Raw genomic sequence first — 24,122 nt, 5'->3', positions numbered from 1 at the left:
CGCCAAGCGGGCCTTAGAATATGCAGTCCGACACGCATGCACTGCGTGTAAACGGCACTTCTTGGCGACCCGTATGGTCGGCCTCCTTTTCTAGACTGTCATGCTCCGGAGCCCGCCGCCGCCCATGAAGACCTCTCAACTGCTAGGCCCTGAACGCCGCGCGATCGCTGGCCTTGCCAGCCTCTACGCTACGCGCATGATGGGGTTGTTCATGGTGTTGCCAGTATTGGCGCTATACACCCGCGATCTTGCTGGTGCGACACCGACTCTGGTAGGCATTGCGCTTGGTGGCTACGGCCTGACTCAGGCCGTACTGCAGATACCGTTTGGCTGGTTATCTGACCGTCTTGGTCGCAAGGCCGTCATCGGCTTCGGGCTGGGATTGTTCATTCTTGGCTCGGTCGTCGCCGCGACGGCGACCAGTATCGAGATGATCATCCTCGGGCGTTGCTTGCAGGGCAGCGGTGCAGTTGCCGGAGCCATCATGGCGTTGCTGGCCGATCAGACGCGTGAAGAGGTTCGCACTGTCGCGATGGCCTCTATTGGCATGTCGATCGGCTTGGCTTTCGCGCTAGCCATGGTGGTCGGCCCCTTGGCCGCGGATGCCTTCGGTCTGTCAGGCGTCTTCTGGTTAACAGCGGTAATGGCTGTCGCCAGTCTACTCGTACTTTGGAAGTTGGTACCTGCTGCACCGAAGCGTCAACATCAGGATGTGGGGCTTGATCGTCGCCAGCTCAAGGGCATCTTGGCGAATTCAGCACTATTACGGATGGATATCTCGATATTCGCGCTGCATATGATCCTTACGGCCTGCTTTGTGGCCATTCCTCAGCAGCTGGTCAACTTCGGCATTGAGCCGGCACACCATGGTTGGATTTACCTACCCTTGATGGGACTGGCATTTGTCGCCATGCTCCCCCTAGTCATTGTGGCTGAGAAGTATCGACGTATGAAGCCGGTTTTCCTTGGCGCGGTCGCGACCATCGCCATCAGCCTGCTACTGCTGGGCGTGGATGGTGTTGAGCATGCCGGACTTACCATGTTTCTCGCTGTCCTGTGGCTGTTCTTTGTTGCCTTCAATCTACTGGAAGCGACACTGCCGTCGATGGTTTCCAAGCTGGCACCGGCAGGCGCCAAGGGCACGGCGATGGGCGTTTATTCGACCAGTCAGTTCCTCGGTGCCTTTGTGGGTGGTGTGGGTGGTGGCTGGCTGACAGGCCAGTTCGGCTTGAGTGGTGTTTTTATCGCCATGGGACTGTTGTCACTACTCTGGCTTGCGGCTGTCTGGGGCATGCAGCCACCACGGCATCTAGCCAGTGAAGTCGTAGGATTATCCCGCGAAGCATCTTGCCTGCCGACCGTCGAGCTGCACTCCAGGTTGCTAGCTATTCCTGGCGTGGAAGAGGTACTGGTAGTGCAGGAGGAACAGGTCGCCTACCTGAAGGTCACACGCGATACACTAGATGACAAGGCGCTGGCGCGCTTCACACGCCAGCGTGACGATGAGACACCGGCAGGTACCGAGGTACCTGCCAGCTGAACCCTGACATCGGGAAATTGTTACCGGTGCACTTGATACCTTCTCCGATGCCAGATGCGCATTGGTCTATTTGCAGGAGTAATCCCCATGGCTCGCGGCGTAAACAAGGTCATTTTGATCGGTAATCTCGGTCAAGACCCGGAAGTCCGTTTCACTCCGTCTGGCAGCGCGGTATGCAACTTGAACCTCGCTACCACCGATACCTGGAATGATCGTCAGAGCGGTCAGCGTCAGGAGCGTACCGAGTGGCATCGCGTGGTGATGTTCAACAAGTTGGCAGAGGTTGCTCAGCAGTACGTCAAAAAGGGCTCGCGCCTATACATTGAAGGTCGTCTGCAGACGCGTAAGTGGCAGGACCAGAGCGGCAATGATCGCTACAGCACCGAGATCGTGGCTAACGATATGCAGATGCTTGACACGCGCGGTGAAGGCGGTGGTGGTAACTTCAGTGGTGGCCGTCCGCAGCAGGCATCGTCGCAGCAAGGTGGTAACTTCGGCGGCCAGCAGCAGGCAGCGTCACAGTCTGCCGCGACACCACAGCAGGGCGGCAACTTCGGAGGCCAACAATCTGCTCAGCAGAGCGGCAATACGGGTGGTCAGCAACCTGCTCCGCAGCAAGGCGGAGGCTTTGGTGGTCAGCAATCGTCCAACCCAGCCCAGCCGGCGAATCAACAGAACAATAACTTTGGGGCGCCGCCCGCAGGCAGCTTCGATGACTTCGATGATGAAATTCCGTTCTAGCAAGTACTGCTAGATAACTTGGTGACATTCTGTTTAAAGCCCCCGCCCTGAGCGGGGGCTTTTGGTTTCAGCGAATGGGGCATCTGCCGATGACCGTAACTGTTATCTAGTGTGCTGCGATGAACTGCTCACAGACTAGAGGAAAAATATTTTATAGCATGACATCTGTATCATCGTGATGAGCGTAGAGGGGGGAGACCAGCAGACTATTTCTTGGTGTTAATCAACAGCGAGCAGTCGTTGAGAGTAGAACACGGAAAATGTCCGCTCTGACGGTGCCTCCGAGTAGACTGCTATTTCCATTGACGTATTTGCCCACATTTCTTGTCTACTGTGGCGTGCCACTGATGATTGAGGCTATCCATGCATGGCAGTTATTCCCCTTCCCTGGTAGTGCTCTCGATCGTCGTCGCCGTCCTTGCCTCTCATGCCGCGTTGCAACTCATTCGGCAGGTTGCGTTAGCGACCTCGCGCGCCAGTAATCTCGGCTGGTTACTGGGAGGGACGCTTGCGATGGGGCTAGGCATCTGGTCGATGCACTTCATCGGTATGCTGGCCTACCAGACAGGCGTGCCGATGTCATACGGGCTGGGGCTAACGGCACTGTCAATGCTGATTGCGGTGTTGTCGTCGGGATTGGCGCTATGGGTCAATACCCTGCCACATGTGACGCCATCTCTCTTGACGGGGAGCGGTGTCGTGATGGGTAGTGGCATCGCAATGATGCACTACACCGGCATGGCGGCCGTACAGATGAATATGACGTATCAGTACGATGACCTGCTGTTGTCGCTCTCGGTACTGGTCGCCATTGCCGCCTCGACCGCCGGGCTATGGGTGGGAAGCGCTTTTCTGCATCAGCGTCGCCCACGTAGAACGTATCAAGCGTTAGCGGCATGCCTGATGGGGCTGAGTATTTCGGGGATGCATTATCTGGGTATGGCCGCAATGAAGATGACTCCCATCGCTGTCACACCACTCTCCGGCGCTCTTCCAGCAGAAGGCCAGCATCTCTGGTTGGCGCTTTCCATCGGTGTGGCAACGCTATCAGTGCTGGGGCTGACTCTGCTGGCCATCACCGCTGAGCAACGCATTCGGCGCAGCACTCATTACCGCTCACGCGTGAATGACTTATTGGAGAATCGTACCCGGAAGCTGCGCCACGAGCGTGACCGAGTCACAGTGATGCTGGACTCCATAGATGAAGGAGTGATTAGCCTTGATCGTGACGGTCTGATCCAGCATATCAATCCGATTGCGGCAGGGATGTGTGGGTGGGATCCATCACTTGCGAGACAACGGCCTTGGGCACGAATCCTGCAGCTACGGCATGAAGGTACGCTTCAGTCACTGGACGCTCAGCTCGATGGCGTCTTGAGTCATGGCGAAGTGGTACATATGTCTACGCAGACGCTGCTGGTCGCGCGTGACGGGAGTGAGTGTGCTGTGGAGGTCAAGGCATCGCCCGTTCGCCATCGCAATGGTGATATCGACGGTGCCGTGTTGGTATTTCGTGACATCAGTTACCGGCAGGCCATGATACGGCGTCTCAATTTCCAGGCGTACCACGATAGCCTGACAGGCTTGCATAATCGTAGCGCCTTCGATGACGCATTGAGTACGTCGATTGGTGACGGTGGCGGCCATCAGCTTCTCTATCTGGATCTGGATTTCTTCAAAGTCATCAATGACACCTGTGGACATGCTGCTGGCGACACTGTGTTGCGTGAGTTATCGGCACTGATGCGCTCACACGTGCGTGATTCCGATATATTGGCGCGTCTGGGAGGGGATGAATTTGCCATCCTGTTGTATCGGTGTACTCGAGAGCAGGCGATGGAGCGGGCCGAGGCCTTATGTGCAGCGATAAGCCAGTATCGCTATTACGATGAAGGGCGCCCGTTCCAGCTGGGGGTCAGTATCGGTGTATCGCCTATAGACGGAGAGTATCAGGCCTCTGATGTATTGCGTCAGGCGGATACCGCCTGTTATATGGCCAAGCAGAACGGGCGTAATCAGGTACACAGCTATCTGGATGGGGACGCCAGTCTTGAGCGCGCGCAACGCGAAGTACAATGGCTACCGCTGCTGCACGACGCATTGGAAAACAACCGCTTCACGCTTTATATCCAGCCTATTCGCTCACTGAGCACTCCAGCGGGCCAGCCGTATTACGAGGTATTGCTGCGCTATGTCAACGATGCTGGCGAGCATCTTGCACCGGCTCACTTCATGGTGACCGCTGAACGTTTCGGCCTAATGCCTGCCATCGATACCTGGGTTGTCACTGAGGCGCTTCACGTGTTGGAAGCGAACGACGGACGTCTTGAATCGGATGCCATACTGGCAATCAATCTCTCGGGGCAGAGCTTGGGGGACTTGAAGTTGCGGGACAAGCTGATTGAGCTGGTAAGTCAGAGCACGATCGAGCCCCAGCGCTTGTGCTTTGAGATCACCGAGACAGCTGCCATCAGGAACATGACGCAGGCTCGCGAATTTATCTACAGTTTGCGCCGCCTGGGCTGTAGCTTCTCGCTGGATGACTTCGGAAGCGGCATGTCTTCTTTTGCTTATCTCAAGGAGTTGCCGATCAACCAGCTCAAGATCGACGGGGCTTTTGTTCGCAACCTCACTCGCGACAGTCTGGATGCTGCCATTGTCTCTGCCATCTGCCAGATCTGTACGCAGATGGGCATTATCACGGTAGCGGAGTACGTTGAGCGTGCCGAGCTGCTACCGGCTCTTGAGAAGATTGGCGTCGATTTTGTGCAGGGCTATGGCGTGGGCCGCCCCAAGCCACTTGGCTCTTCTTTTTCTCTAGGTGTGCCACGTGATAACGGGCCTGCAGCCAGCGCGCAAGGTTGATAGAATATGGCCTTTGCATCGACGCCCCTTGCATCGATGCGCCTGTTTGCTGGAGTGTGCCTGTGAAACTCTTGCTGCTTGATGCCGGGCATTGCCTGAGCCTCGGCTTGGCTCGTACGGCTAGTTCACGCGCTGATCTTGAGCTCAATGTCGTCGATGCTGATCGTATTGGCGTAGCCGACATTCGCGCTTGCCATGCTGATGTCGTCATCGTACCGCCTTTTGTCAGTCCAGCGGATGCCGCGCCGGCAGATGTCACTGCCCATGCCGAGGCGGTAGAGGCGGTATTGGCCGCTTGTATTGAGACAGAGACTCCGTTGGTGTGGTGTGTGGCCGATCAAATGTTCGAGCAGGGCGGGGAAGGCCTGCTGGACGAAGAGGAAGTTCCGTCCCCTATTGATACTGCCTTGCGTCGTGTCATGGCAACAGGGGATCGGATCCGCGCTGAACTGCCACATCATTTGATTGTACGCCTTGGTCCGCTGTTTGGCCCCGATGGGCGAGATGCATGGTTGCCGACGTTGATCGAACGTCTGCTGGCGGGAAAAGAAGTGCGTGCAGCGGAGGATGTCGTTCTGTGTCCGACCAGTGTCGATGCCGTGGCGATGGCATTGATTGGCATACTGCAGCAGCAGCGCTGTGGTGCAGACTCCTGGGGCGCCTATCACCTCGCCGGTACCGAGCCGATCAGTGCCTACGCGTTCGTGAGCATCGTGCGTACTCAGCTAGTCACACGTCTGGAAGGTATCGGTGAGACGGTCGTGCCAGGACCGCTCCGGGCACTGACTCTGAATTCCGGCACGCCGCTCCGCCGTGTTCTCAACTGCCGACGCGTGCTAGAGACTTTTGGTGTTCACCAGAAGCCATGGCGCCTCGAGCTTTCTCGTTTGCTGGATGATTGGATTGCGCAGCGCGCACCCACCGCCTCCATTTCTGACCCTACCTGACATGCGGAGATCATGCCTGTGAATGCGGTGCGTAGTGTGCTGTTCTATTTTGGTTATTTCATGGCGCTGCTGTTGAGTGCTGTTGTGTTGGTACCACTGGCGGCCTGCTTGCCGCTCAAGGCACGATATCGTGTACTGCATAGCTACAACCATATTGTGCTGTGGTGGTTTCGCCTCACCTGCGGTGTAACCGTGCACGTCAGCGGTCGTGAGCAGGTGCCAGAAGGCGCCTGTGTGCTGCTGGCCAACCACCAGAGCGAGTGGGAAACCATCTACCTGCAGGTCGTCAAACGTCCGTTGTGTACCGTGCTCAAGAAAGAACTACTCAAGATTCCCGTCTTCGGATGGGGTTTGAAACTACTGGAGCCGATTCCGCTGGATCGCACTCAGCCTGCCAAGGCACTCAAGCAAGTGCTGACCGTTGGCACACAGCGCCTGAAGGATGGTTTCACGGTATTGATCTTCCCGGAGGGGACTCGCATTGCACCGGGTAGCCGCAAGAAGTTCAACAAGTCCGGTGCTGCCATCGCGTGTCGTGCAGGCGTACCAGTCGTGCCAGTTGCTCACAACGCGGGTGAAATCTGGCCCAACGATAGCTGGATCAAACATCCCGGTACGCTCAATGTCGTATTTGGTCCTGCCATCGAAACGACAGGACGTAAGCCGGATGTGGTAGTCGCTGAAGCTGAGGCATGGGTCGAGGCAACGCTGGTGGAGATCTCTCAAGTACAGCGCCCACCGCTAGAGGCTGAAGCTCCGGCGGACAGTGTTGGCGTTTGATAGTGCACCGCTCTGTGTCATGTTGGAACGAAAAAGGCCGCCCCGAAGGGCGGCCTTTTTGCATCGTACCATTTGCAACGTGCAGCTCATGACGACCAGTAACGCTGGTCAGTCCTCGAAGCGTTCCAGAATCAGACAGGCATTGGTGCCACCAAAGCCGAAGCTGTTGGACAGTATGCGGTCGATCTTCACACCATCGCGACGGGTCGTGACAATGTCGAGACCGCCAGCACGGTCATCCAGCTCGCTGATATTGGCAGAGGCGGCAATGAAGTCGTTTTCCATCATCAGTATCGAGTAGATGGCTTCCTGCACGCCAGTCGCACCCAGTGAGTGGCCCGTCAGCGATTTGGTCGAGCTCATCGCCGGGCTGTCTGCACCGAAGACTTCCTGGATGGCCTTGAGTTCAGCTACATCACCCACCGGCGTCGAGGTGCCGTGAGTATTGATATAGTCGATCTTGCCATTCACGGTTGCCATCGCCTGACGCATGCAACGTGCTGCACCTTCGCCAGACGGAGCGACCATGTCGTGGCCATCAGACGTTGCACCATAGCCAGTCACTTCAGCATAAATCCTGGCGCCACGTGCCTTGGCATGCTCCAGCTCTTCAAGCACCAACATGCCACCGCCACCGGCAATGACAAAACCGTCGCGGGTCTTGTCATAAGGGCGTGACGCTGTTTCTGGTGCATCGTTGTAGTGGGTGGAGAGGGCACCCATGGCGTCGAATAGACAAGACAGAGTCCAGTGTTCTTCTTCGCCACCACCGGCAAATACCACATCCTGCTTGTTCAGCTGGATCTGTTCGACCGCGCTGCCAATGCAGTGAGCCGACGTCGCGCAAGCTGAGGAGATCGAGTAGTTGATCCCCTTGATCTTGAACGGCGTGGCCAGGCAGGCGGAAACGGTGGAGCCCATGGTACGTGTCACACGGTACGGTCCGACACGACGGAGGCCCTTGGCGCGCATGATATCTGCCGCCTCGACCTGATTCGCTGAGGAGGCGCCGCCAGAGCCAGCGATGAGGCCGGTACGCTCGTTTGAAACCTGCTCTTCACTGAGGCCAGAATCGGCAATCGCCTGCGCCATGGAGATGTAAGCGTAAGCCGCTGCATCGCCCATGAAGCGCAATTGCTTGCGATCGATATGGTCCTCGAGGTTGATGTCGACAACGCCGGCAACCTGGCTACGGAAGCCCAGTTCGGCGTATTCCTCTTTGCGGCGGATACCAGAACGCCCTTCACGGAGCGAATTCAGGACCTGCTGGCGATCGTTGCCCAGGCAGGAAACAATGCCCAGCCCGGTGACTACCACTCTACGCATGGGAGCCTCCCGTTCAGAAGTTCGCAGTGGAGGTGAACAGACCGACGCGCAGGTCGTTGGCCTGATAGATGTCGCGGCCATCAACAGTCACTGTACCATCGGCAATGCCGAGGATCAGCTTGCGAGTGATAACTCGCTTGATGTTGATGGTATAGGTCACTTTCTTGGCCGTCGGCAACACCTGGCCAGAGAACTTGACCTCACCGCAGCCCAGTGCGCGACCGCGCCCCGGATTGCCGAGCCAGCCGAGGTGGAAGCCAACCAGCTGCCACATGGCATCAAGTCCCAGGCAGCCGGGCATCACCGGGTCACCCGGGAAGTGGCAGTCAAAGAACCACAGGTCCGGGGAGATATCCAGCTCAGCGATCAGCTGACCTTTGCCGTGGCTGCCGCCTTCCTCACTAATGTGAGTGATGCGATCTAGCATCAGCATGTTGGGGGCAGGCAGTTGAGCATTGCCTGGGCCGAAGAGTTCGCCCTGGCCACAGGCCAGCAGCTCGTCGTGAGTAAAAGAGTGTTGCTTGGTCACTGAGTCATTCCGAGTAGCGGGATGGTTATACCGTACGAGGCGCATCAGCGCCCGAATGGGGCTAGTCTAATGGCTGGCCCCCGTGAATGCACGTGGGGGTCAGACTAAAGGGCAGCAAGGCCAGGTGCAAATATGTCCTGCAGCTTGGGCTAAAGCGGTCGATAGGACGCATGGTATCACCACTGTGGCATCATATTTCCATGAGAGTGACGGCAGACGTTTGTTGAGAGACTTGCTCGGTTAGGCCCTCTGCCGCTCAACTGACAGTCGCGCAATGGCGAGACACATTACGCCCCAGATGAGGGCTTGCGCCGGCAGCAGCCAGTCTGCAAGACCGATGCCTGCGAACTGGGCGCCCCCATAGTATGAGAGTGGCGCACTGACTGCCCCGCCAGCTGCTGCCAGCCACGGACGCTTCCACAGCCAGGCGAGTGCATGATGAATGGTGCTGGCGAACAGTGGCCATAGCCACCACATCCAGACGGGGAGTGGTAGCCACTGTGACCAGCCGACAGAGGCTTTCGGTGTTAGTGAATACCCCCCTGCCAGTGACAAGCTACCATCAATTACCATCCCCAATGCTGCAAAGCCGATGAGCCAGCGTAATTCGCGACGGCGCTGATGGGCGGGGACGATGACCGCCAGATGAAACGCCAATATCAACGGCGCCATCAGCGTGGCGACCAGCGATCCTCCCAGAACGCAACTGAACCAGCCAAGCTGAAAAAGGCCGGCATTGAGTAAGAGGCGCGTGTTAGGTGCCAGCATGCTCAGGCGTTCCAGTCTGTCAGGCCTGCCTGGATCGGGCGTGCATTGGGTCCGCCCAATAGTAGCTGGCAGGTGCCGATGGTGCGCTCACGGAAACCGCCCTCGCAGTAAGCCATGTAGTAACGCCACATACGTACAAATCGCTCGTCATAGCCCTGTGCGTAGACGTCTCCTAGACGCGCTTCGAAGCGCTGCCCCCATACCTTGAGCGTGGCGGCGTAATGCAGCCCGATATCCTCGAGTTGCAGCAGGTTGAGCTGAGTATCACGCTGCATGGCAGTCAGAATGGCGCCATGTGAGGGCAAGAACCCCCCCGGGAAGATATAACGCTTGATGAAGTCCATCTCGCGGCGTGCGGCGGCAAAGCGTTGATCACGGATCGTGATGGCCTGGAGCGCGATCAGGCCGTCATGCGTGAGCAGTCGCTCCAGTGTTTTCAGGTAGGTGGGCAAGTACTGATGGCCCACTGCCTCGATCATTTCTACCGAGACGATACGATCAAAGCGACCTTCCAGCGCACGATAATCCTGCTTGAGCAGCGTAATGCGATCCTCGAGACCCTCTTCAGCGATTCTCGCTGCCGTATAAGCATGCTGCTCATCGGAAATCGTCGTGGTAGTGACACGGCATCCGCGCGTCTTGGCCGCATGCAGTGCAAGTCCTCCCCAGCCTGTTCCAATTTCCAGCAGGTGGTGCTCTGGCCCTAACGCCAACATGTCGAACAGTCGCTCGAGCTTATGTGTTGAGGCCTCTTCGAGGCTGGCGGTAGGGGTCGGGAATACGGCGGAGGAGTACATCCGATGTTCATGATCGAGGAACAGCGTAAACAGGTCATTGCCGAGATCATAATGGGCCGAGATATTGCGTTTCGAGCCCTCCAGCGTGTTGCGCGCCAGTGCATACGCCACACTGAGTGCCCATTTTGAGAAGCGTGAGGTACCGCTATCTACTGAGCTGTTGACCTGTTCCAGATTGAAGGCGAACAGGCGAATAAGGCCGACGAGATCATCCGCCTCCCACTGGCCGTCCATGTAGGCTTCCGATGCCGCGACGGTGCCACCTAGTGCCATGCGCCGCCAGGCGCGTGAGTCATTGATGCGCAGCGTGATATTACGTGGACCGCCCTTGCCCAGCACATGCCGTTCATGGCCTTCCAGTACGGTCAGCGTGCCGCCCTCCAGCGAGTTCAGCATGCGCAGTAGGCGTGGACGTAGCAATCGAGTCAGACGGTCTGTCGGCAGATGGGTCGTCGCAGGACTGGGCGGTACGGATTCGAAATGACTCATGATGGTGAGTTCCTCATGACGGGTACTGAGACTATGGCTGGGCGCGTGGGTGATCGAAGATCGGCACACGCTTGAGCACCAGACGCAGTGCCTCGAAATGAATGCCTGCCACGGTCTTGAGCGTCATCCAGGGGAAGCGCAGTAGCAGTCGGGTCAGGGCGCGGGGGGTTGCTGGCTCTAGCGTCAGGCTCAGGCTTGCATCGAAGACCACCTGTTCAGAAATACGCGCCGTGTCGTCAGTCAGTGGATGGTTCTCCATCTGCAGCAATAACTGTCCCTTGCAGGGGTCATTGAAGCGCCAGTGGTAGCGCATGCCCATCGGCATGAAGGGCGAGACATGCATGCGTTTGTCGAAACAGGCTGTCTGCATGCGGCGATGGATATCGGTGCGCCAGGCGTATAGCACTCGCTCGCCCCATGGGATATTGGTGACTTCGCCAAGTACAGCTCCCAGCTGGCCCTCTACGGTGTAGAGGTAATAGAGCCGGATAGGGTTAAAACCGATGCCGAAATGGCGTAGTTGAGTCAATAGGAAGATGCGGCCCGCCGGTAGCGGAGCGTTATCCCCTTCGCGTGACAGTTCTCGCGTGCAGGCTTCACGTACCCGCTCTTCAAGGGAGTCAGCCGCTAGCCCATGAATATCTGCTGGCAGATGATCCTTCTCGCGAAAGGCCAGCGGTGCCGCATGACTGGCACTGACGAGCCGTTGACCGCTCATCAGTAATGGCATTTCGTCCAGTGCCAACCAGGCCATGGCCACGCGATAGCGGAAGCTATGCTCGCGTGGCGCGTGGCGTCGGTGACGCAATGTGCCGTAGCCGATGCGACTGGCGGGTGTCATCAATCGTCTGCCTCGCGGGTACCGAGTGCCTCTGCAACACGCAATGCACTCCATACACCGTCTTCATGGAAACCGTTACGCCACCAGGCACCGCAAAAATGTGTGCGCCCCACCGGGCCTCCGACGCTGCCTTCAACGGCTGAAATTTCCGCGAAGCGTGCTTTGGCAGCCTCGGCTTTCAGCGTAAAGCGCGGGTGATCATAGGCATAACGCCCAAGCACCTTGGTTGGATCAATGGCATCGCTGTCATTGAGTGTCACGCAGAAGGTGTCGCGTGGCGGATGCTTGGTATCGTCGAGGCGCTGCAGGATATTCATGTCATAGGTGACGCTGACGCGCTGCGCATCTTCTCGACCGTCAAGGCGATAGTTCCAGCTCGCCCAGGCGGCACGTCGTTTGGGCAACAGCGAGGTATCGGTATGCATGACGACCTCATTTCGCTGAGTCGTGATGGCGGAGAGCACCTCGCGCTCGACATCGCTGGCATCATCCAGTAGTGCCAGCGCCTGTGGCGCGTGGCAAGCCAGCACGACCTGATCAAAACGATCGCTGCGACCATCGACGTGTTCCAGTGTCACGCCATCTGCATCACGCGTGATGCGTCGTAGCTCGCAGCCTAGATGTATGTGCTCGGCGTAGCGCTCGGTCAGCTGAGGAATATAGCTACTTGAGCCTCCCACCAACGTGAACCACTGAGGACGATCATTGACTGATAACAGGCCGTGATTGCGGAAGAAGCGCACAAAGAAGACCAGTGGGAAGCGCGCGATGTCTTCGATGCTGGCGGACCAGATCGCGGCACCCATCGGCAGCAGGTAGTAGTCTCGAAACACTTGTGAGTAACGATTGGCCTCCAGGTACTCGCCCAGTGTCGCGCCGCTGGCCAGCTTGCCGTTGTCGAGATCAGCGGCTGCTTGAGTGTTGAAGCGCAGGATGTCACGCAACAGTCGATAGAAGCGGGGACGCAGTACATTGCGTTTCTGAGCGAACAGCGACAGCAGGGTATGGCCGTTGTACTCGAAATCCTGAGCGGTCGAATGCACCGAGAAACTCATCTCGGTCGGCTGGTAGGGCACGCCGAGCTGCTCTAGCAGACTCAGAAAATGGGGGTAGGTGCGATCATTGAACACAATGAAACCGGTATCGATCGCCCACTCACGCCCATCGGACGTTTCCACCTGCATGGTGGCGGTATGGCCGCCCAGTCGCTCCGCAGATTCGAAGACATGCACCTCATGATGGCGATTGAGGTAATGGGCGGCGGCCATGCCGCTGATGCCACTGCCAATCACGGCAATGCGTTGGCGAGGCAGGTCTGCCGATGAGCGCGAAGAGGATGTGTTCATGCCACTCCTGATACAAATAAAGGTATTGCCACAAAGGCGGCCGACAAAAGCTGGTTAACAAGGCCTCGGTGACAGGCAACCGTCATGAATCAGCTGCGCGTCATGCGCAGTCCGATACGACGCCGAACGGATTGCGGCAGAATGCCCAACAGCTTGACCATCAGCGTGAAGCGCTTGGGGAAATGAATATCGAGCCGATGCCTGGCAAGGCCCTTGAGAATGGCATCAACGGCCTGCTCAATGGTCACTTGCATGGGCATCGGGAAATCGTTGCGCTCCGTCAGTGGCGTTTTCACAAAGCCTGGGTGAATGATGCTGACGTCGATTTCTTGCGCCTCCAGATCCAGCCGTAGGGACTCAAGGAAGTAGCTGAGCGCCGCTTTCGATGCACCATATGCTTCTGCGCGCGGGAGGGGCAGATAAGCGGATGCGCTGGAAACCGCAGCCAGCTGAGGCCGTTCGCCGCCCTCGGCGGCTGCCATGCGCAATAGCGGCAGGGCACTCTCGATGACATCAATGGCAGCATGGAAATTGGTCGCAAAGACTCGTTGAACGAGATCTGCCTCAAAATCACGGGCATCAAGGTATTCACAGGTGCCGGCATTCAATAGCAGCAGATCCAGCCCGCCAAAGCTCTCTTCTATCTGCAACGCGGCTTGGCAGATGGCATCACGGTCAGTCAGGTCGAGCGTCACGACCAGCGCTTCGCCGGGGCCGCCTGCTGCTGCCTGGGCGAGTGCTTCCAGCTTATCGGTCGAACGCGCACTTATTGCGACGCGATGACCGTCAGCCAGCAGTCGGCGAGCCACGCCTTCTCCGATGCCAGAGCTGGCACCTGTCAGCCAGATACGCTTACGGGTCGCTGGGCTTGTGGAGTGGGCGTGTGAAGTGGCACCGGACATGCTGTCTCCTTCCTTGAGGCTTGCGGACACGCTGTGAGCGATGTCCTGACGTGAGTAACGCACCGGAAAGTATTTCAGATGTCCGGCATGTCAGCTCGTGGTTGATTTATCTTGCTCCTTTGGGCTTCTTTTCCTTTGAACACTTCCTTTGCACCGATCAGTCAGCCCAGTCGACGCTTCAGTAGACCAATCACGTTGCGCAGAATGGGCAGTTGCTCATAGAGCAGCTCGCCGGCATCGAAGAAATCGCGATGGCGGAGGATGCGCCCCTCATGAAACTCAAGGCGCGACGCTCCCTCTACTGTGATATCCCGGCCACGATTCAAGCGTGGGTGACGGTAGGTCATGGTCCAGCTCAACCACGCCAGTCCGTATTCACTGCCTTCCTCTGTGCTGTCGAGCGGCCCAAGCGGCTGATGAAAGACGAACGCTATCGACTCGACATTGGCATAAAGGTCGGAGAAGTAAGCGTTGAGAGCACGAATGCCTCGCACTTCATGCAGTGGATCTCGGAAGACAATGTCATCGCTGTAGACTGATTTCAGCAGCTCTGTAGAGGTCTTGTCCAGTTTTTCGTAAAGTCGGCATACACGAACAAGCGCCGGACTCATGTCCTTGGGGAGTGCCTGCATAGCAGGAATCCTTGAGCAATGGTGTAAAGGTGTTGGCAATAGTGGTCATCATAGAACGCGATATAAGCGTGGCGATTACTCGCTTTTCGACAAGGCCTTGAAGGTGTCGAGGGCACGCAGACGGGCTGCCTTGTGGTCGACGATCGGACGCGGATAGCCGCATGCGTGACGATCTTCATCACTCGGTTGATGGCGGTGCTTGGCAGGCAGGCTGGATAGCTCTGGTACAAGATTGGCGATGAAATCAGCATCCTTGTCAAAACGCTCGCCTTGGGTCGTTGGATTGAAAATCCGAAAATAGGGCGCGGCATCGGTGCCAGTCGAGGCTGCCCATTGCCAGCCACCATTGTTGGCACCGAGCTCGCCATCGACCAGATGCGCCATGAAGAAGGCTTCACCACGTCGCCAATCGATCAACAGATGCTTGGTCAAGAACATGGCCGTCACCATGCGCAGGCGATTATGCATCCAGCCGGTACTAGCCAGTTGGCGCATGGCAGCATCGACGAGTGGGTAGCCGGTACGCCCTTCGCACCAAGCATCGAAGCCTGCATCATCATCGCGCCATGTGAGCGCTTCGGTATGGCGCTGGAAGGGACGATGGCGATTGACGCGCGGGAAGCCGACGAGGATGTGCTGATAGAACTCACGCCAGATCAACTCGTTGACCCAGGAGGTCAGGCCAACGTCGCCATCTGAGATGCTGCCGTTCTCTGCGCGGACTGCGGCATAGCACTGTCGTGCCGAAATCATGCCCAATGCCAGGTAGGCTGATAGCTCGCTGGTGCCACGTGTGGCTGGGAGATCACGTTGATCGTGATAGCGGCGCGCGCGGAAGGTCATGAAGCGTTCGAGGCGTTCCTGTGCCGCGTCTTCGCCTGCAGGCCACAGACTGGCATCTACTGGAGAGGGGAGATCTTCCGGCAGCGGTGGAATGGCATCCCCATTGATGGGTTGTCCGTCGGTATCGCTGGGTACTGCCTGTACAGCAGGGGCTGACTGTACCTCGAGTCGACGAGCATCGACTTCTTTGTGCCAGCGTTTGGAAAACGGCGTGAAGACACCGTAGTAGTCGCCTTTTCCGGTCAGCAATTCGCCCGGCGCGAACGCGATCATGTCGGTGTAGTGATGTAGCCGGATATTCATGTCAATGAGGCGCTGGCGGACTTCGGTATCGCGTGCACGCTCATTGACGGCGTACTCGTCGTTGAAGTGCAGTGCAGCGACATTCAGAGAGCTACAGAGAGAGGCCAGAGCATCGGGGACCTCTGCAAAGGTATCGCAGTCGAGAATCTTGAGGGGGATGTGATAGCCGGCGAGTGCCTGCTGCAGCACGTGTAGGCCACGGCGCAGAAAGTCGAGCTTGTTGGCGCCGTGGCCATGCTGACGCCATTGCGCGTAGCAGGGAGCAACGACGGCAACGACCGGGCCACGAGCCGCTGCGGCCGCGAGTGCAGTGTTGTCGTGTACACGCAGGTCGCTGCGCAGCCAGACAAGCTGCAGGAGAGCCTCCGCTTCTGCGGAGGCCGTGGGGGGGGTAGAAACAGAGATAGATGAAGGCACGCGAACTCCTTGGCGATGATGACGTAAGTCTCGCGCAGGAGTTCGGGCTCAGCGGGCTATCAGCGACCTCAGGCGAGCGACCGCTTGAATGGGGTCGGCGCCAAGGCCTTCAACAGGCCCACCCACCAGCTCCTGCTGACGAATCTGGGCTGCCGGGCCAGTAATGGCCAGCGGCACTGACAATTGTTCGGCGATGCGCGGCAACTGGCGGCGCATGACCTCGGTACGTTCTGCCTGTGTGCCGACCAGAATCACGGCCTGCGCCTGGAGGCGTTCAGCGGCCAGTGGCAGCTCAGCCAAAGGCAACGGGCCATCCAGCAAGCTGACGTGATAGCCCGCATCACTGGCCACCAATGCAAACAGCAACAGCCAGCATAGCCCCGGCTCGTCAGGCAGGCGCGTTACCGTGATATGCGGGGCATGGCGCTCCTGATTGGCAAATACCAGGCGGGCCCCCACGCGCGAGCGCAGGAAGCTTTCGAAAAAGCACTGGGACAGGCGTGCACCAAAGGTGGCGCTACTGCGCTCTTCCAGTTGCTCGACCAGCGGTCGCCATAGACGCTCAACCACACTGCTGACCGGGTATAACGCAAGGCTCTGGTTATAGAGTTCCGCCAGGCGCGTCTCATCCAGCGCATCAATCGCTGCCATCGCCAGCTGCTGTTGGCCGCTCCAGCTACCCTCATCAGGCATCGGTGCCGCTTCCGGCTGCGGCTGGTCGAGTAGCTCGCGTACCTGACTGACCGGCACGCCGCGATTGAGCCATTGCAGGATATGCTCAATGCGCTCGATATCCTCACGGGCATACAGGCGATGCCCCTTGGGCGTGCGGCGCGGTTCTATCAACGCGTAGCGACGCTCCCAGGCTCTCAGCGTGACCGAGTTGACACCGGTCAGGCGTGAGACTTCACGGATCGGAAACAGCGGAGAGCTGGCAGTTTCCGTGGCCTTGTCAGTCATGGATGATGTTACCTCTTGCGGTGACGAGGCATCCCGAATGAAGCACTGGTGAGGGCGACACACAGAGTAAAATAAAGTGGCGCGACCAAAGAACTGCGGGATGCCAGCAATGCATCTTGTGCACTAGCTATACATGTGGGCATCAGGATGGCGCAGCAGCCCTACCCTGACAAGTGGCATGTAACGCCTAACTGCGTCGCATCACCCACACGCATGCTCAGATGACGCATGACACCGCCTGTTCTGACCGTTAGCTTGCCCCTTCTTTGAGTCACGACTTAGCGATCTTGCTGCTCCACAATCTGGATCAAGGCCTCGACAAAGGCGGGATGTGCACCGACAGGATCCAGCAATGCAATGGGGCAATCAGGGTGATCATGCTGAGAGACTTCAAGCATGGCGGGCACGTCTTCTCGCAGATGACGCCCAGCCGCAAAGAAGAGCGGCAGAATATCGATGCGAGACGCGTTCTCGGCGACCAGTGTGTTGATCGTGTCCGTCAGCAGCGGATCACACAACTCCATGTACGCCAGGCGCGTCGGACGCTTCAGGCGAGTCGCCAGTGCGGTCTCGAGTGCCTCAAAGGGCTCGCGCCAACGTGGATCACGTGAACCATGAGCCAGCAGTATCAGGGCATCGCTGCTATCGGGGGGGGAAGTCATGCAAGTATCCTCGTGAATAGGGTGTTGAGGCAGCGCATCAGTTGCTGGCGTGCTGTCCTGCCGGATTCTCGCGCTCGTCAATTAGCTGATCTTCAATTAGCTGCTCGGCGGCTTCAAGCCCGGACAGCCAGGCATCTTCGACGCGTGGCCCACGCACGCCATCCCCGGCAAGCATCAGCCCTTTTTCCGCGAGAGGGGTCGTCGTCATGGATGGCGGTACGCAGTGCGTGGGATGTGCGTAGCGCCAGCGATGTGCCGTCAGTGTGACGCCATCGCCCTCTCGCGGCAGGTTAGCCATGTCTGGCAGTGCGCAAAACGCACGCCAGAGTGCACTGGCGACTTGCTCGGGGCTGTCTTCCAGATGTGCCTCACTCCAGCCGGCGCTCGCCAGCAGGCTCAGAGTTTCCTTGGCGGCCACGTGGTCATGATCAGTCGAGGTCACTCTGCCCTTGCTAGTCTCTGAACGGGCTGCCTCACGTCCGGGGCGCGAATGCTGACGCATCACGCAGCGCAGAGGTACGTCATCACCGCGACTGACCAACAGTCCTTGCCAGTCAGTTTGCCCCTTCAGAGGAGGCAGTGAACTCTTGAGGGCAGCCATGACGGTCCAGGTAGGCGCCATCTCGATCTTCGCCAGTGCTGTGCTGAGATGAGGTGCCAGTGAGTCCTGTGAGCGTGCCATCCCTTTTTCATCTGTGCCTGCCGTGGCGAGTAATGCGATGGCTTGAGGTGCTGGTACCGTGATCAATACGCGAGCGAAGGGGCCATGTTGTTGACCTTCGGCGCTTTCCAGCTGCCAGCAATCATCACCGGTAGGCACCAGGCGCGTGATGCGCGTGTTGCTGTGTAGCTGCGCATTGTCTGGTAGTTGAGCGCTCAGATGGCGGCTCAGGGCGCTCATGCGTGGACTGGCCACGTAGCGTGGCGACTGATCTTTTAGCGTCATCCAGCCCCCATCGCCAAGGCTGAGTAGGCGCTCGCCCCATGACGCAACGACCCCTGCGGCTTGCCAGTCGCCGAGTGCGTGAGCGAAGCGTGGGTCACGCACTGTGAAGTATTGCGCCCCGATATCGATGGGACCCTCCGGAGTGCGGCGACTCGCGAGCCGCCCTCCGGGGCCGCGTGCCTTCTCGAAGAGAGTGACTGCATGGCCGCTGGCGGCCAGGACAGCCGCAGCAGAAAGACCGGCGATACCGGCGCCGATGATGGCGATGGACGATACTGACATCGGGCTCTCCCTGTGAGCAGTGGCATGGATAGCGAGGCGTGTAAGTGCTGATGTGCTAGCACGACGGCTACTTACTGATTGAAGGTGTATTACGCTAAAGTTAACTTCTTGGTATCTGTTTGTACAATAAATGTATAGTTTTGGTGGGAGTTCAATGTGTCAGAGTGTTTGATGGCGCGTAGTGCTAAGTGCAGACGGAAAGCCTGTGACTCGCGCTTAGCCCAATGTCCCATCGCCAGTGCCATCCAGCGGCAAGGAGAAACAGCATGCGTATTTTGATCACTGGTGCTACCGGCTTCGTGGGGCAGGCGTTGTGCTGCCATCTCGCCACGGCTGGGCATTTGCTGGCAGTCGTGTCGCGTCATCCGGAGCGTGCCGAGCGTGAATTGGGTGCTCAAGGGCTTACTGTCACCGCCGCGGATACACCCTTGGCATTCAAGGATTGGCAGCCCGAGGCGATCATCAATCTTGCCGGTGAGTCGATTGCGGGTCGCCGCTGGAGTGAGGAGCATAAGCGTGAGCTACGAGAGTCGCGCCTGAACATCACCGGACATCTCGTGATGCTGTGTGAGCAGCTGGCGGCCGAAGGGCATCCCCCGCAGGTGATGGTGTCTGGCTCGGCGATGGGTTACTACGGCGCGCAACCCAAGGCGGGTCAGCTGGGTGATATCGAGATTGATGAGCAGGCCACGCCTCACGATGACTTCAATCACCGTCTGTGTCGCGACTGGGAGGCGGCGGCCATGCCGGTGACTGACAGTGGTGTACGACTGGCGATCATTCGTATTGGATTGGTGATGGAGGCTGATGGCGGCACGCTTGCCAAACTGCTGACACCCTTCAAGTTCGGGCTTGGAGGGCGTCTTGGTGATGGTCGCCACTATATGCCGTGGGTTCACCGCCATGACCTGATTCGCATCATTGAGCACCTGCTGACGGACACCACGCTGAATGGAGCTTTCAATGCCAGCGCGCCACATCCGGTCACCAACATGGGCTTTACCCATGCATTGGCCCGCGCGCTGGGGCGACCGGCTATCCTGCCGCTGCCGGCGGCAGCGCTCAAACTGGGCTTGGGTGAGATGAGTACACTGCTGCTGGAAGGTGCGCGCATGGTGCCGGCCCGCCTGGAGGACGCGGGGTTCAAATTCGACTACCCGACACTTGATGTGGCACTTGCCGATATTCTGAACAAGGACTGAGGTAGCCAGCACTGAGCTAGAGACATGCAGTCGCGATTAGAATGGCAACGGTGCCTCAAGCATCAGTGCGGGCTCGCCACTATCGACTGCTGGCGGTATGGTTAGCCGTGCCGCATGCAGTAGCAGGCGTGGACTGGCATTCAGCGCTGCGCCGCGTGCATAGAAAGCATCGCCGATGATGGGATGGCCCAGCGCCAACAGGTGCAGACGCAGCTGATGTGATCGTCCTGTGTGCGGCGTTAGCAGCACTCGTGAGCAGGACAGTGTCTGCGGGGTGCCATCCGGTCGCTGACCGGGAAGCGTCAGGTATTGCTCGATATGATAGTGGGTCAGTGCTGGCTTGCCGTAAGCGAAGTCGACGATCTGACGAGGCCGGTGTGGCCAGTCGCAGCGCAGGGGCAGTGCAATACTGCCTTCTGTTGGCGCAAGGTGACCAGCGACGACAGCGACATAACGCTTGTCGATGGTGCGTGACTGAAATAGTCGCGACAGGCGGCGTTGGCCCTCGACGTTACGCGCCACCAGCAGTACTCCGGAGGTGGCCACGTCGAGACGATGTACCGCACGGGTGTCGCTGCTTAGCTGACACAGGCGCGAGTACACACTGTCGAAGCGAGACGGGTCACGGCCTGGCACCGAGGGTAGCTCGGCAGGCTTGTCGATCGCCCACCAGTCGTCGCCAGCGGCCAGCAGCGATAGTTTCAGCCCTGCCACTCGCTCGCGTTCTTCCTGTAACCGTTCGCCTTGCCAGCCATGAGTGTCATGAAGAGCATTCAGCGTCATATCGGCACTCGATGAGATAGGTGTCTGCATGAAAACGCTCTGTCGGTGAGAGTGAATCATCGTGGTCGAGGCTTGATCTGACAAGCTCGGATGCATAAGTACAGAAAGGCCGCCCTGGAAAGACAAACGCCCCGCCTGCGAGTCGCAGGCGGGGCGTTTGTGGGTCATGCAGGGAGGCTCAAGCCCCCATCAATGTTCGTGAGCATCCACCGTGACAATCACGCGCACGCTATCGAGGCGCAGGCGAGTCGTCTCTATGGCATTGTCGAGTGCAGCACGTTCCTGACGCAGCGCTTCGAGTTCTTCTTCACGTACGGCCGGATTGTGGCTCGCCAGTGCTTCCAGGCGTGCCAGTTCACTGGTCAGCTGCTCGCGCATCTGCTGCTGGGCCTGCTCGATGATGCTCGGCAGTTCGCGCTCGGCTTCCTTCTCCGCATCGCTCATCAGCTTGCGCAGGGTGGCGTGGCTCTGTTTGATCAGATCACGCGCGACAGCCTTCTTCACCGGCTTGAGGTTCTTGGATAGGCCGCTGAAGGACACCTTGCCAGACAGGTTGCTGCCTGCCTCATCCAATAGTACACGGATAGCGGTAGGCGGCAGGAAGCGACCCAGGCGTAGGCCGCGCGGCGCCGAGGACTGCGTGCGGAAGATGACCTCTGTCATCAGGCGGCCACCGGGAATTGCCGGATGCTTGAGCAGTGCCAGTGCAGTATTGCCCATGGAGCCTTCAATGATGCGGTCCAGCATTTCACGTACCAGCGGGTGCTCCCAGGACAGGTGATGCACGTCATCGCGTGACAGCGCAGTTGCACGGTCGCTGGTGACGCTGAAACCTTCCTCACCCTTCACCAGTCCCGGCAGACCATCGAGCATATGCGGCCCCGGTGCCAGATAAGTGATGCCATTGCCGATATCACGGCTCTCGATGCCGAAGATATCGAAGGCGCGTTCCAGATAGCCCGGCAGAGCCTTGTCGTTATCAAGCACCTTGACGGCCGCGATGACTTCCTCGGCACGCTCATGGCGACAGGCATTCAGCTCCAGCAGACGGTTACGGCCCGACTGGCGCTCTGCCTGCAGGGCATCGAAGCGCTCACGCGTCTGCGTGATGATACTGTCGATTTCTTCGCTATCGAGCAGCGCTTCTTCCAGCTCGTCACCAAACTGAGCATAAAGCTCACTACCGATCCCGTGTGGTGCGCTGAAGGAATCCATGCCATCACGGAACCAGCGCAGTAGCTGAGCACCCGGGGAGCCTTCAAAGATGGGGACGTGAATTTCGATCGGGAATAGCTGGCCGATACGATCGAGGCGGCCGATGCGCTGTTCAAGCTGATCCGGATGTACCGGTAGATCGAACATCACCAGATGGTGACAGAACTGGAAATTGCGTCCTTCAGAGCCGATTTCCGAACATATCAGCAACTGCACACCTTCCTCTTCGGAGGCAAATGCTGCTGCGGCACGGTCGCGCTCGACCAGACTCATGCCTTCATGGAAGACAGGTGCATGCACCCCGCCCAGCACGCGCAGGCCTTCAGACAGCTCGCGAGCAGTATCGGCGGTGTGACAGATCACCAGCGCCTTCTCATGGCCGAGGTTCGTCAGGGTTTCCAATAGCCACATGACACGCGGATCGATCTGCCACCACGGCTCGGCATTCATGCGGTCGTCCGGCAGCGCGCGATACATTTCGTCGAGGAACAGCACTACTTCCGGGTGGTTCATGCCGGTTTCAATCAGCAAGTCGTCGAGGTAGTCCTCGTCACGCTCCAGCTTGCGTACGACGCGGCGATAGGAGGAGGGCATCTCCAGCTCGTGGACATGCAGGCGACGCTCAGGGAAGCCAGCGACATGGCTACGTGAGTTGCGGAACATCACGCGGCCGGTGCCGTGGCGGTCAAGCAGCTGATCGCGCAGCTGACGTCGAGCGCTGTCACGCTGGGTGTCGTCGGCATCCACATCCATCAGGGTGTCGAGCAGGGCGCGGCTGTCGCTGTCATCCAGCATCGCGCTGAGGCTTTCTAGTCCGTTCTGGTCGGCAGGTAGTGCTTCCAGCGCATCGATGGCGGTCGCGACGGCCACGTAGCCTTGTTCTTCGGCCTTGAAGCGCGCGATATCGTGATAGCGCTCGGGGTCAAGCAGGCGCAGGCGCGCAAAGTGGCTCTCAAAGCCCATCTGCTCAGGCGTGGCGGTCAGCAGCAGCACCCCAGCGGTCTGACGCGCGAGGGATTCGACGCAGGCATAGCCCGGGCCGACCTTGTCTTCGCTCCAGTCGAGATGATGCGCCTCATCGACAATCAGCATGTCCCAGTCGCACGCGGCGGCCTGCACCTGACGCGACGGATTGGCAAACAGCCAGTCCTGGCTGGCGAGGATGATCTGATTTCCCTCGAACGGATTGCGCGTGCCATAAGCCTTGCACTGCTCTTCGTCGAGCAGTGACACGTCCAGCGAGAAGCGGCGTAGCATCTCGACCAGCCATTGGTGAGTCAGGCTGGCCGGTACCAGAATCAACGCACGACTGGCGCGGCCACTGATCAGTAACCGATGCAGGATCAGGCCGGCTTCAATGGTTTTCCCCAGCCCGACTTCATCGGCCAGCATGACGCGTGGCGCATGACGGCGCGAGACTTCATCGGCGATGTAGAGCTGATGAGGCACCAGGTCGACCTTGGGGCCGGAGAGGCCAAGCGCGGGGCTCTGCTCGACACGATGGAAGTGGCGCAGCGTGCGATAGCGCAGATCGAACCAGTCATTGCGGTCGACCTGGCCGGTCAGCAGGCGGTCACGCGCCTGATTGAATTGCATCTTGTCATTCAAGCGTGCCTCGGAGAGCTCGACAAGCTCACCCGCGGTGTCGCCGCTACGCTCGCAGATGTAGATGATCTGGCCGCGCACTTCCTTGAAGTCGTCCACGATGAGCCATTCGCCATCGTCGGATTGGATGCGATCACCACTACCGAAGGCGACCCGGGTCAGGGGTGCTTCGCGGAGACTGTAGGTGCGGGTTTCTTCGCTGGCGGCAAAGAGGACGGTGACGGTGCGGAAATCGACATTGAGAATGGTGCCAAGACCGAGATCGGCCTCGCCGTCACTGATCCAGCGCTGACCGGGAATGAAATCGCTCATGATGCCTCGGGGTAGGACAAAGACGGGAATCGGGAATACAGGGGCGCGGTATCTTAACGGATCAAAGCCCGTGGCTTAAGCGCCTTTTG

20 protein-coding genes are annotated in these 24,122 nt (G+C 58.6%); 6 read left to right on the top strand and 14 right to left on the bottom strand.

Annotation, left to right across the window (positions count from 1 at the left end; genetic code table 11):
* The first annotated feature begins 124 nt into the window (after positions 1–124).
* The 5 genes from GQR90_RS16605 to GQR90_RS16585 all read left to right on the top strand — a co-directional run bounded on the left by GQR90_RS16605 (position 125) and on the right by GQR90_RS16585 (position 6,873).
* On the top strand, positions 125–1,540 hold the full coding sequence (locus GQR90_RS16605; protein WP_158775059.1) for an MFS transporter: 1,416 nt from the start codon (positions 125–127) through the stop codon (positions 1,538–1,540).
* A gap of 87 nt (positions 1,541–1,627) precedes the next feature.
* Positions 1,628–2,281 carry a single-stranded DNA-binding protein gene (gene ssb, locus GQR90_RS16600; protein ID WP_158775058.1) on the top strand — a complete coding sequence of 218 codons (654 nt, stop codon included), beginning with the start codon at positions 1,628–1,630 and terminating at the stop codon, positions 2,279–2,281.
* 363 nt (positions 2,282–2,644) lie between these two features.
* Positions 2,645–5,146, top strand: a complete 2,502-nt coding sequence (locus tag GQR90_RS16595; RefSeq protein ID WP_158775057.1) for a bifunctional diguanylate cyclase/phosphodiesterase — start codon at positions 2,645–2,647, stop codon at positions 5,144–5,146.
* A gap of 62 nt (positions 5,147–5,208) precedes the next feature.
* A complete protein-coding gene (locus tag GQR90_RS16590) occupies positions 5,209–6,093 on the top strand; it encodes a sugar nucleotide-binding protein (protein ID WP_158775056.1) in 885 nt (294 codons plus the stop codon).
* A 12-nt stretch (positions 6,094–6,105) separates the two neighbouring features.
* Positions 6,106–6,873 carry a lysophospholipid acyltransferase family protein gene (locus GQR90_RS16585; RefSeq protein WP_158775055.1) on the top strand — a complete coding sequence of 256 codons (768 nt, stop codon included), beginning with the start codon at positions 6,106–6,108 and terminating at the stop codon, positions 6,871–6,873.
* 108 nt (positions 6,874–6,981) lie between these two features.
* Here the strand turns inward: GQR90_RS16585 and fabB are convergent, their stop codons facing one another.
* The 12 genes from fabB to GQR90_RS16525 all read right to left on the bottom strand — a co-directional run bounded on the left by fabB (position 6,982) and on the right by GQR90_RS16525 (position 18,916).
* Complete coding sequence (gene fabB, locus GQR90_RS16580; protein WP_158775054.1) at positions 6,982–8,199, bottom strand: beta-ketoacyl-ACP synthase I; 1,218 nt, start codon at positions 8,197–8,199, stop codon at positions 6,982–6,984.
* A 13-nt stretch (positions 8,200–8,212) separates the two neighbouring features.
* Complete coding sequence (gene fabA / locus GQR90_RS16575) at positions 8,213–8,728, bottom strand: 3-hydroxyacyl-[acyl-carrier-protein] dehydratase FabA (protein ID WP_024952758.1); 516 nt, start codon at positions 8,726–8,728, stop codon at positions 8,213–8,215.
* Positions 8,729–8,968: 240 nt separating this feature from the next.
* Positions 8,969–9,496 carry a DUF2878 domain-containing protein gene (locus GQR90_RS16570; protein ID WP_158775053.1) on the bottom strand — a complete coding sequence of 176 codons (528 nt, stop codon included), beginning with the start codon at positions 9,494–9,496 and terminating at the stop codon, positions 8,969–8,971.
* Between the two features lie 2 nt (positions 9,497–9,498).
* Complete coding sequence (locus GQR90_RS16565; RefSeq protein ID WP_158775052.1) at positions 9,499–10,782, bottom strand: SAM-dependent methyltransferase; 1,284 nt, start codon at positions 10,780–10,782, stop codon at positions 9,499–9,501.
* 31 nt (positions 10,783–10,813) lie between these two features.
* Complete coding sequence (locus GQR90_RS16560) at positions 10,814–11,623, bottom strand: DUF1365 domain-containing protein (RefSeq protein ID WP_158775051.1); 810 nt, start codon at positions 11,621–11,623, stop codon at positions 10,814–10,816.
* Positions 11,623–12,969, bottom strand: a complete 1,347-nt coding sequence (locus tag GQR90_RS16555; RefSeq protein WP_158775050.1) for an NAD(P)/FAD-dependent oxidoreductase — start codon at positions 12,967–12,969, stop codon at positions 11,623–11,625. The genes GQR90_RS16560 and GQR90_RS16555 overlap by 1 nt, the downstream gene beginning before the upstream one ends.
* 89 nt (positions 12,970–13,058) lie before the next feature.
* Positions 13,059–13,871, bottom strand: a complete 813-nt coding sequence (locus GQR90_RS16550) for an SDR family NAD(P)-dependent oxidoreductase (RefSeq protein ID WP_158775049.1) — start codon at positions 13,869–13,871, stop codon at positions 13,059–13,061.
* Between the two features lie 161 nt (positions 13,872–14,032).
* Complete coding sequence (locus GQR90_RS16545) at positions 14,033–14,503, bottom strand: nuclear transport factor 2 family protein (RefSeq protein ID WP_233266355.1); 471 nt, start codon at positions 14,501–14,503, stop codon at positions 14,033–14,035.
* Between the two features lie 75 nt (positions 14,504–14,578).
* Positions 14,579–16,066, bottom strand: coding sequence for a deoxyribodipyrimidine photo-lyase (gene phrB, locus GQR90_RS16540; protein WP_233266354.1), 1,488 nt, complete (start codon positions 16,064–16,066; stop codon positions 14,579–14,581).
* A gap of 48 nt (positions 16,067–16,114) precedes the next feature.
* On the bottom strand, positions 16,115–17,026 hold the full coding sequence (locus GQR90_RS16535) for a MerR family transcriptional regulator (RefSeq protein WP_158775048.1): 912 nt from the start codon (positions 17,024–17,026) through the stop codon (positions 16,115–16,117).
* Positions 17,027–17,304: 278 nt separating this feature from the next.
* Positions 17,305–17,688: a sirohydrochlorin chelatase gene (locus GQR90_RS16530; RefSeq protein ID WP_158775047.1), complete on the bottom strand. Its 384-nt coding sequence runs from the start codon at positions 17,686–17,688 to the stop codon at positions 17,305–17,307.
* 37 nt (positions 17,689–17,725) lie between these two features.
* A complete protein-coding gene (locus GQR90_RS16525; protein ID WP_158775046.1) occupies positions 17,726–18,916 on the bottom strand; it encodes an NAD(P)/FAD-dependent oxidoreductase in 1,191 nt (396 codons plus the stop codon).
* A 266-nt stretch (positions 18,917–19,182) separates the two neighbouring features.
* Here GQR90_RS16525 and GQR90_RS16520 point away from each other — a divergent pair, with 266 nt between their 5' ends.
* The gene (locus GQR90_RS16520; protein ID WP_158775045.1) at positions 19,183–20,118 is read left to right on the top strand and encodes a TIGR01777 family oxidoreductase; all 936 of its coding nucleotides are present in this window, start codon (positions 19,183–19,185) and stop codon (positions 20,116–20,118) included.
* Positions 20,119–20,154: 36 nt separating this feature from the next.
* Here GQR90_RS16520 and GQR90_RS16515 read toward each other — a convergent pair whose 3' ends face one another.
* Entirely contained in the window at positions 20,155–20,931 is a 777-nt protein-coding gene (locus GQR90_RS16515; RefSeq protein WP_158775044.1) for an RluA family pseudouridine synthase, read from the bottom strand.
* Positions 20,932–21,090: 159 nt separating this feature from the next.
* A complete protein-coding gene (rapA, locus tag GQR90_RS16510) occupies positions 21,091–24,033 on the bottom strand; it encodes an RNA polymerase-associated protein RapA (RefSeq protein WP_158775043.1) in 2,943 nt (980 codons plus the stop codon).
* Between the last annotated feature and the right edge of the window lie 89 nt (positions 24,034–24,122).

This window comes from Cobetia sp. L2A1, from assembly GCF_009796845.1.
Taxonomy (GTDB): Bacteria; Pseudomonadota; Gammaproteobacteria; order Pseudomonadales; family Halomonadaceae; genus Cobetia.
The sequence above is the reverse complement of the archived record's forward strand: the minus strand, read 5'-3'. Positions and strand labels throughout refer to the sequence as shown.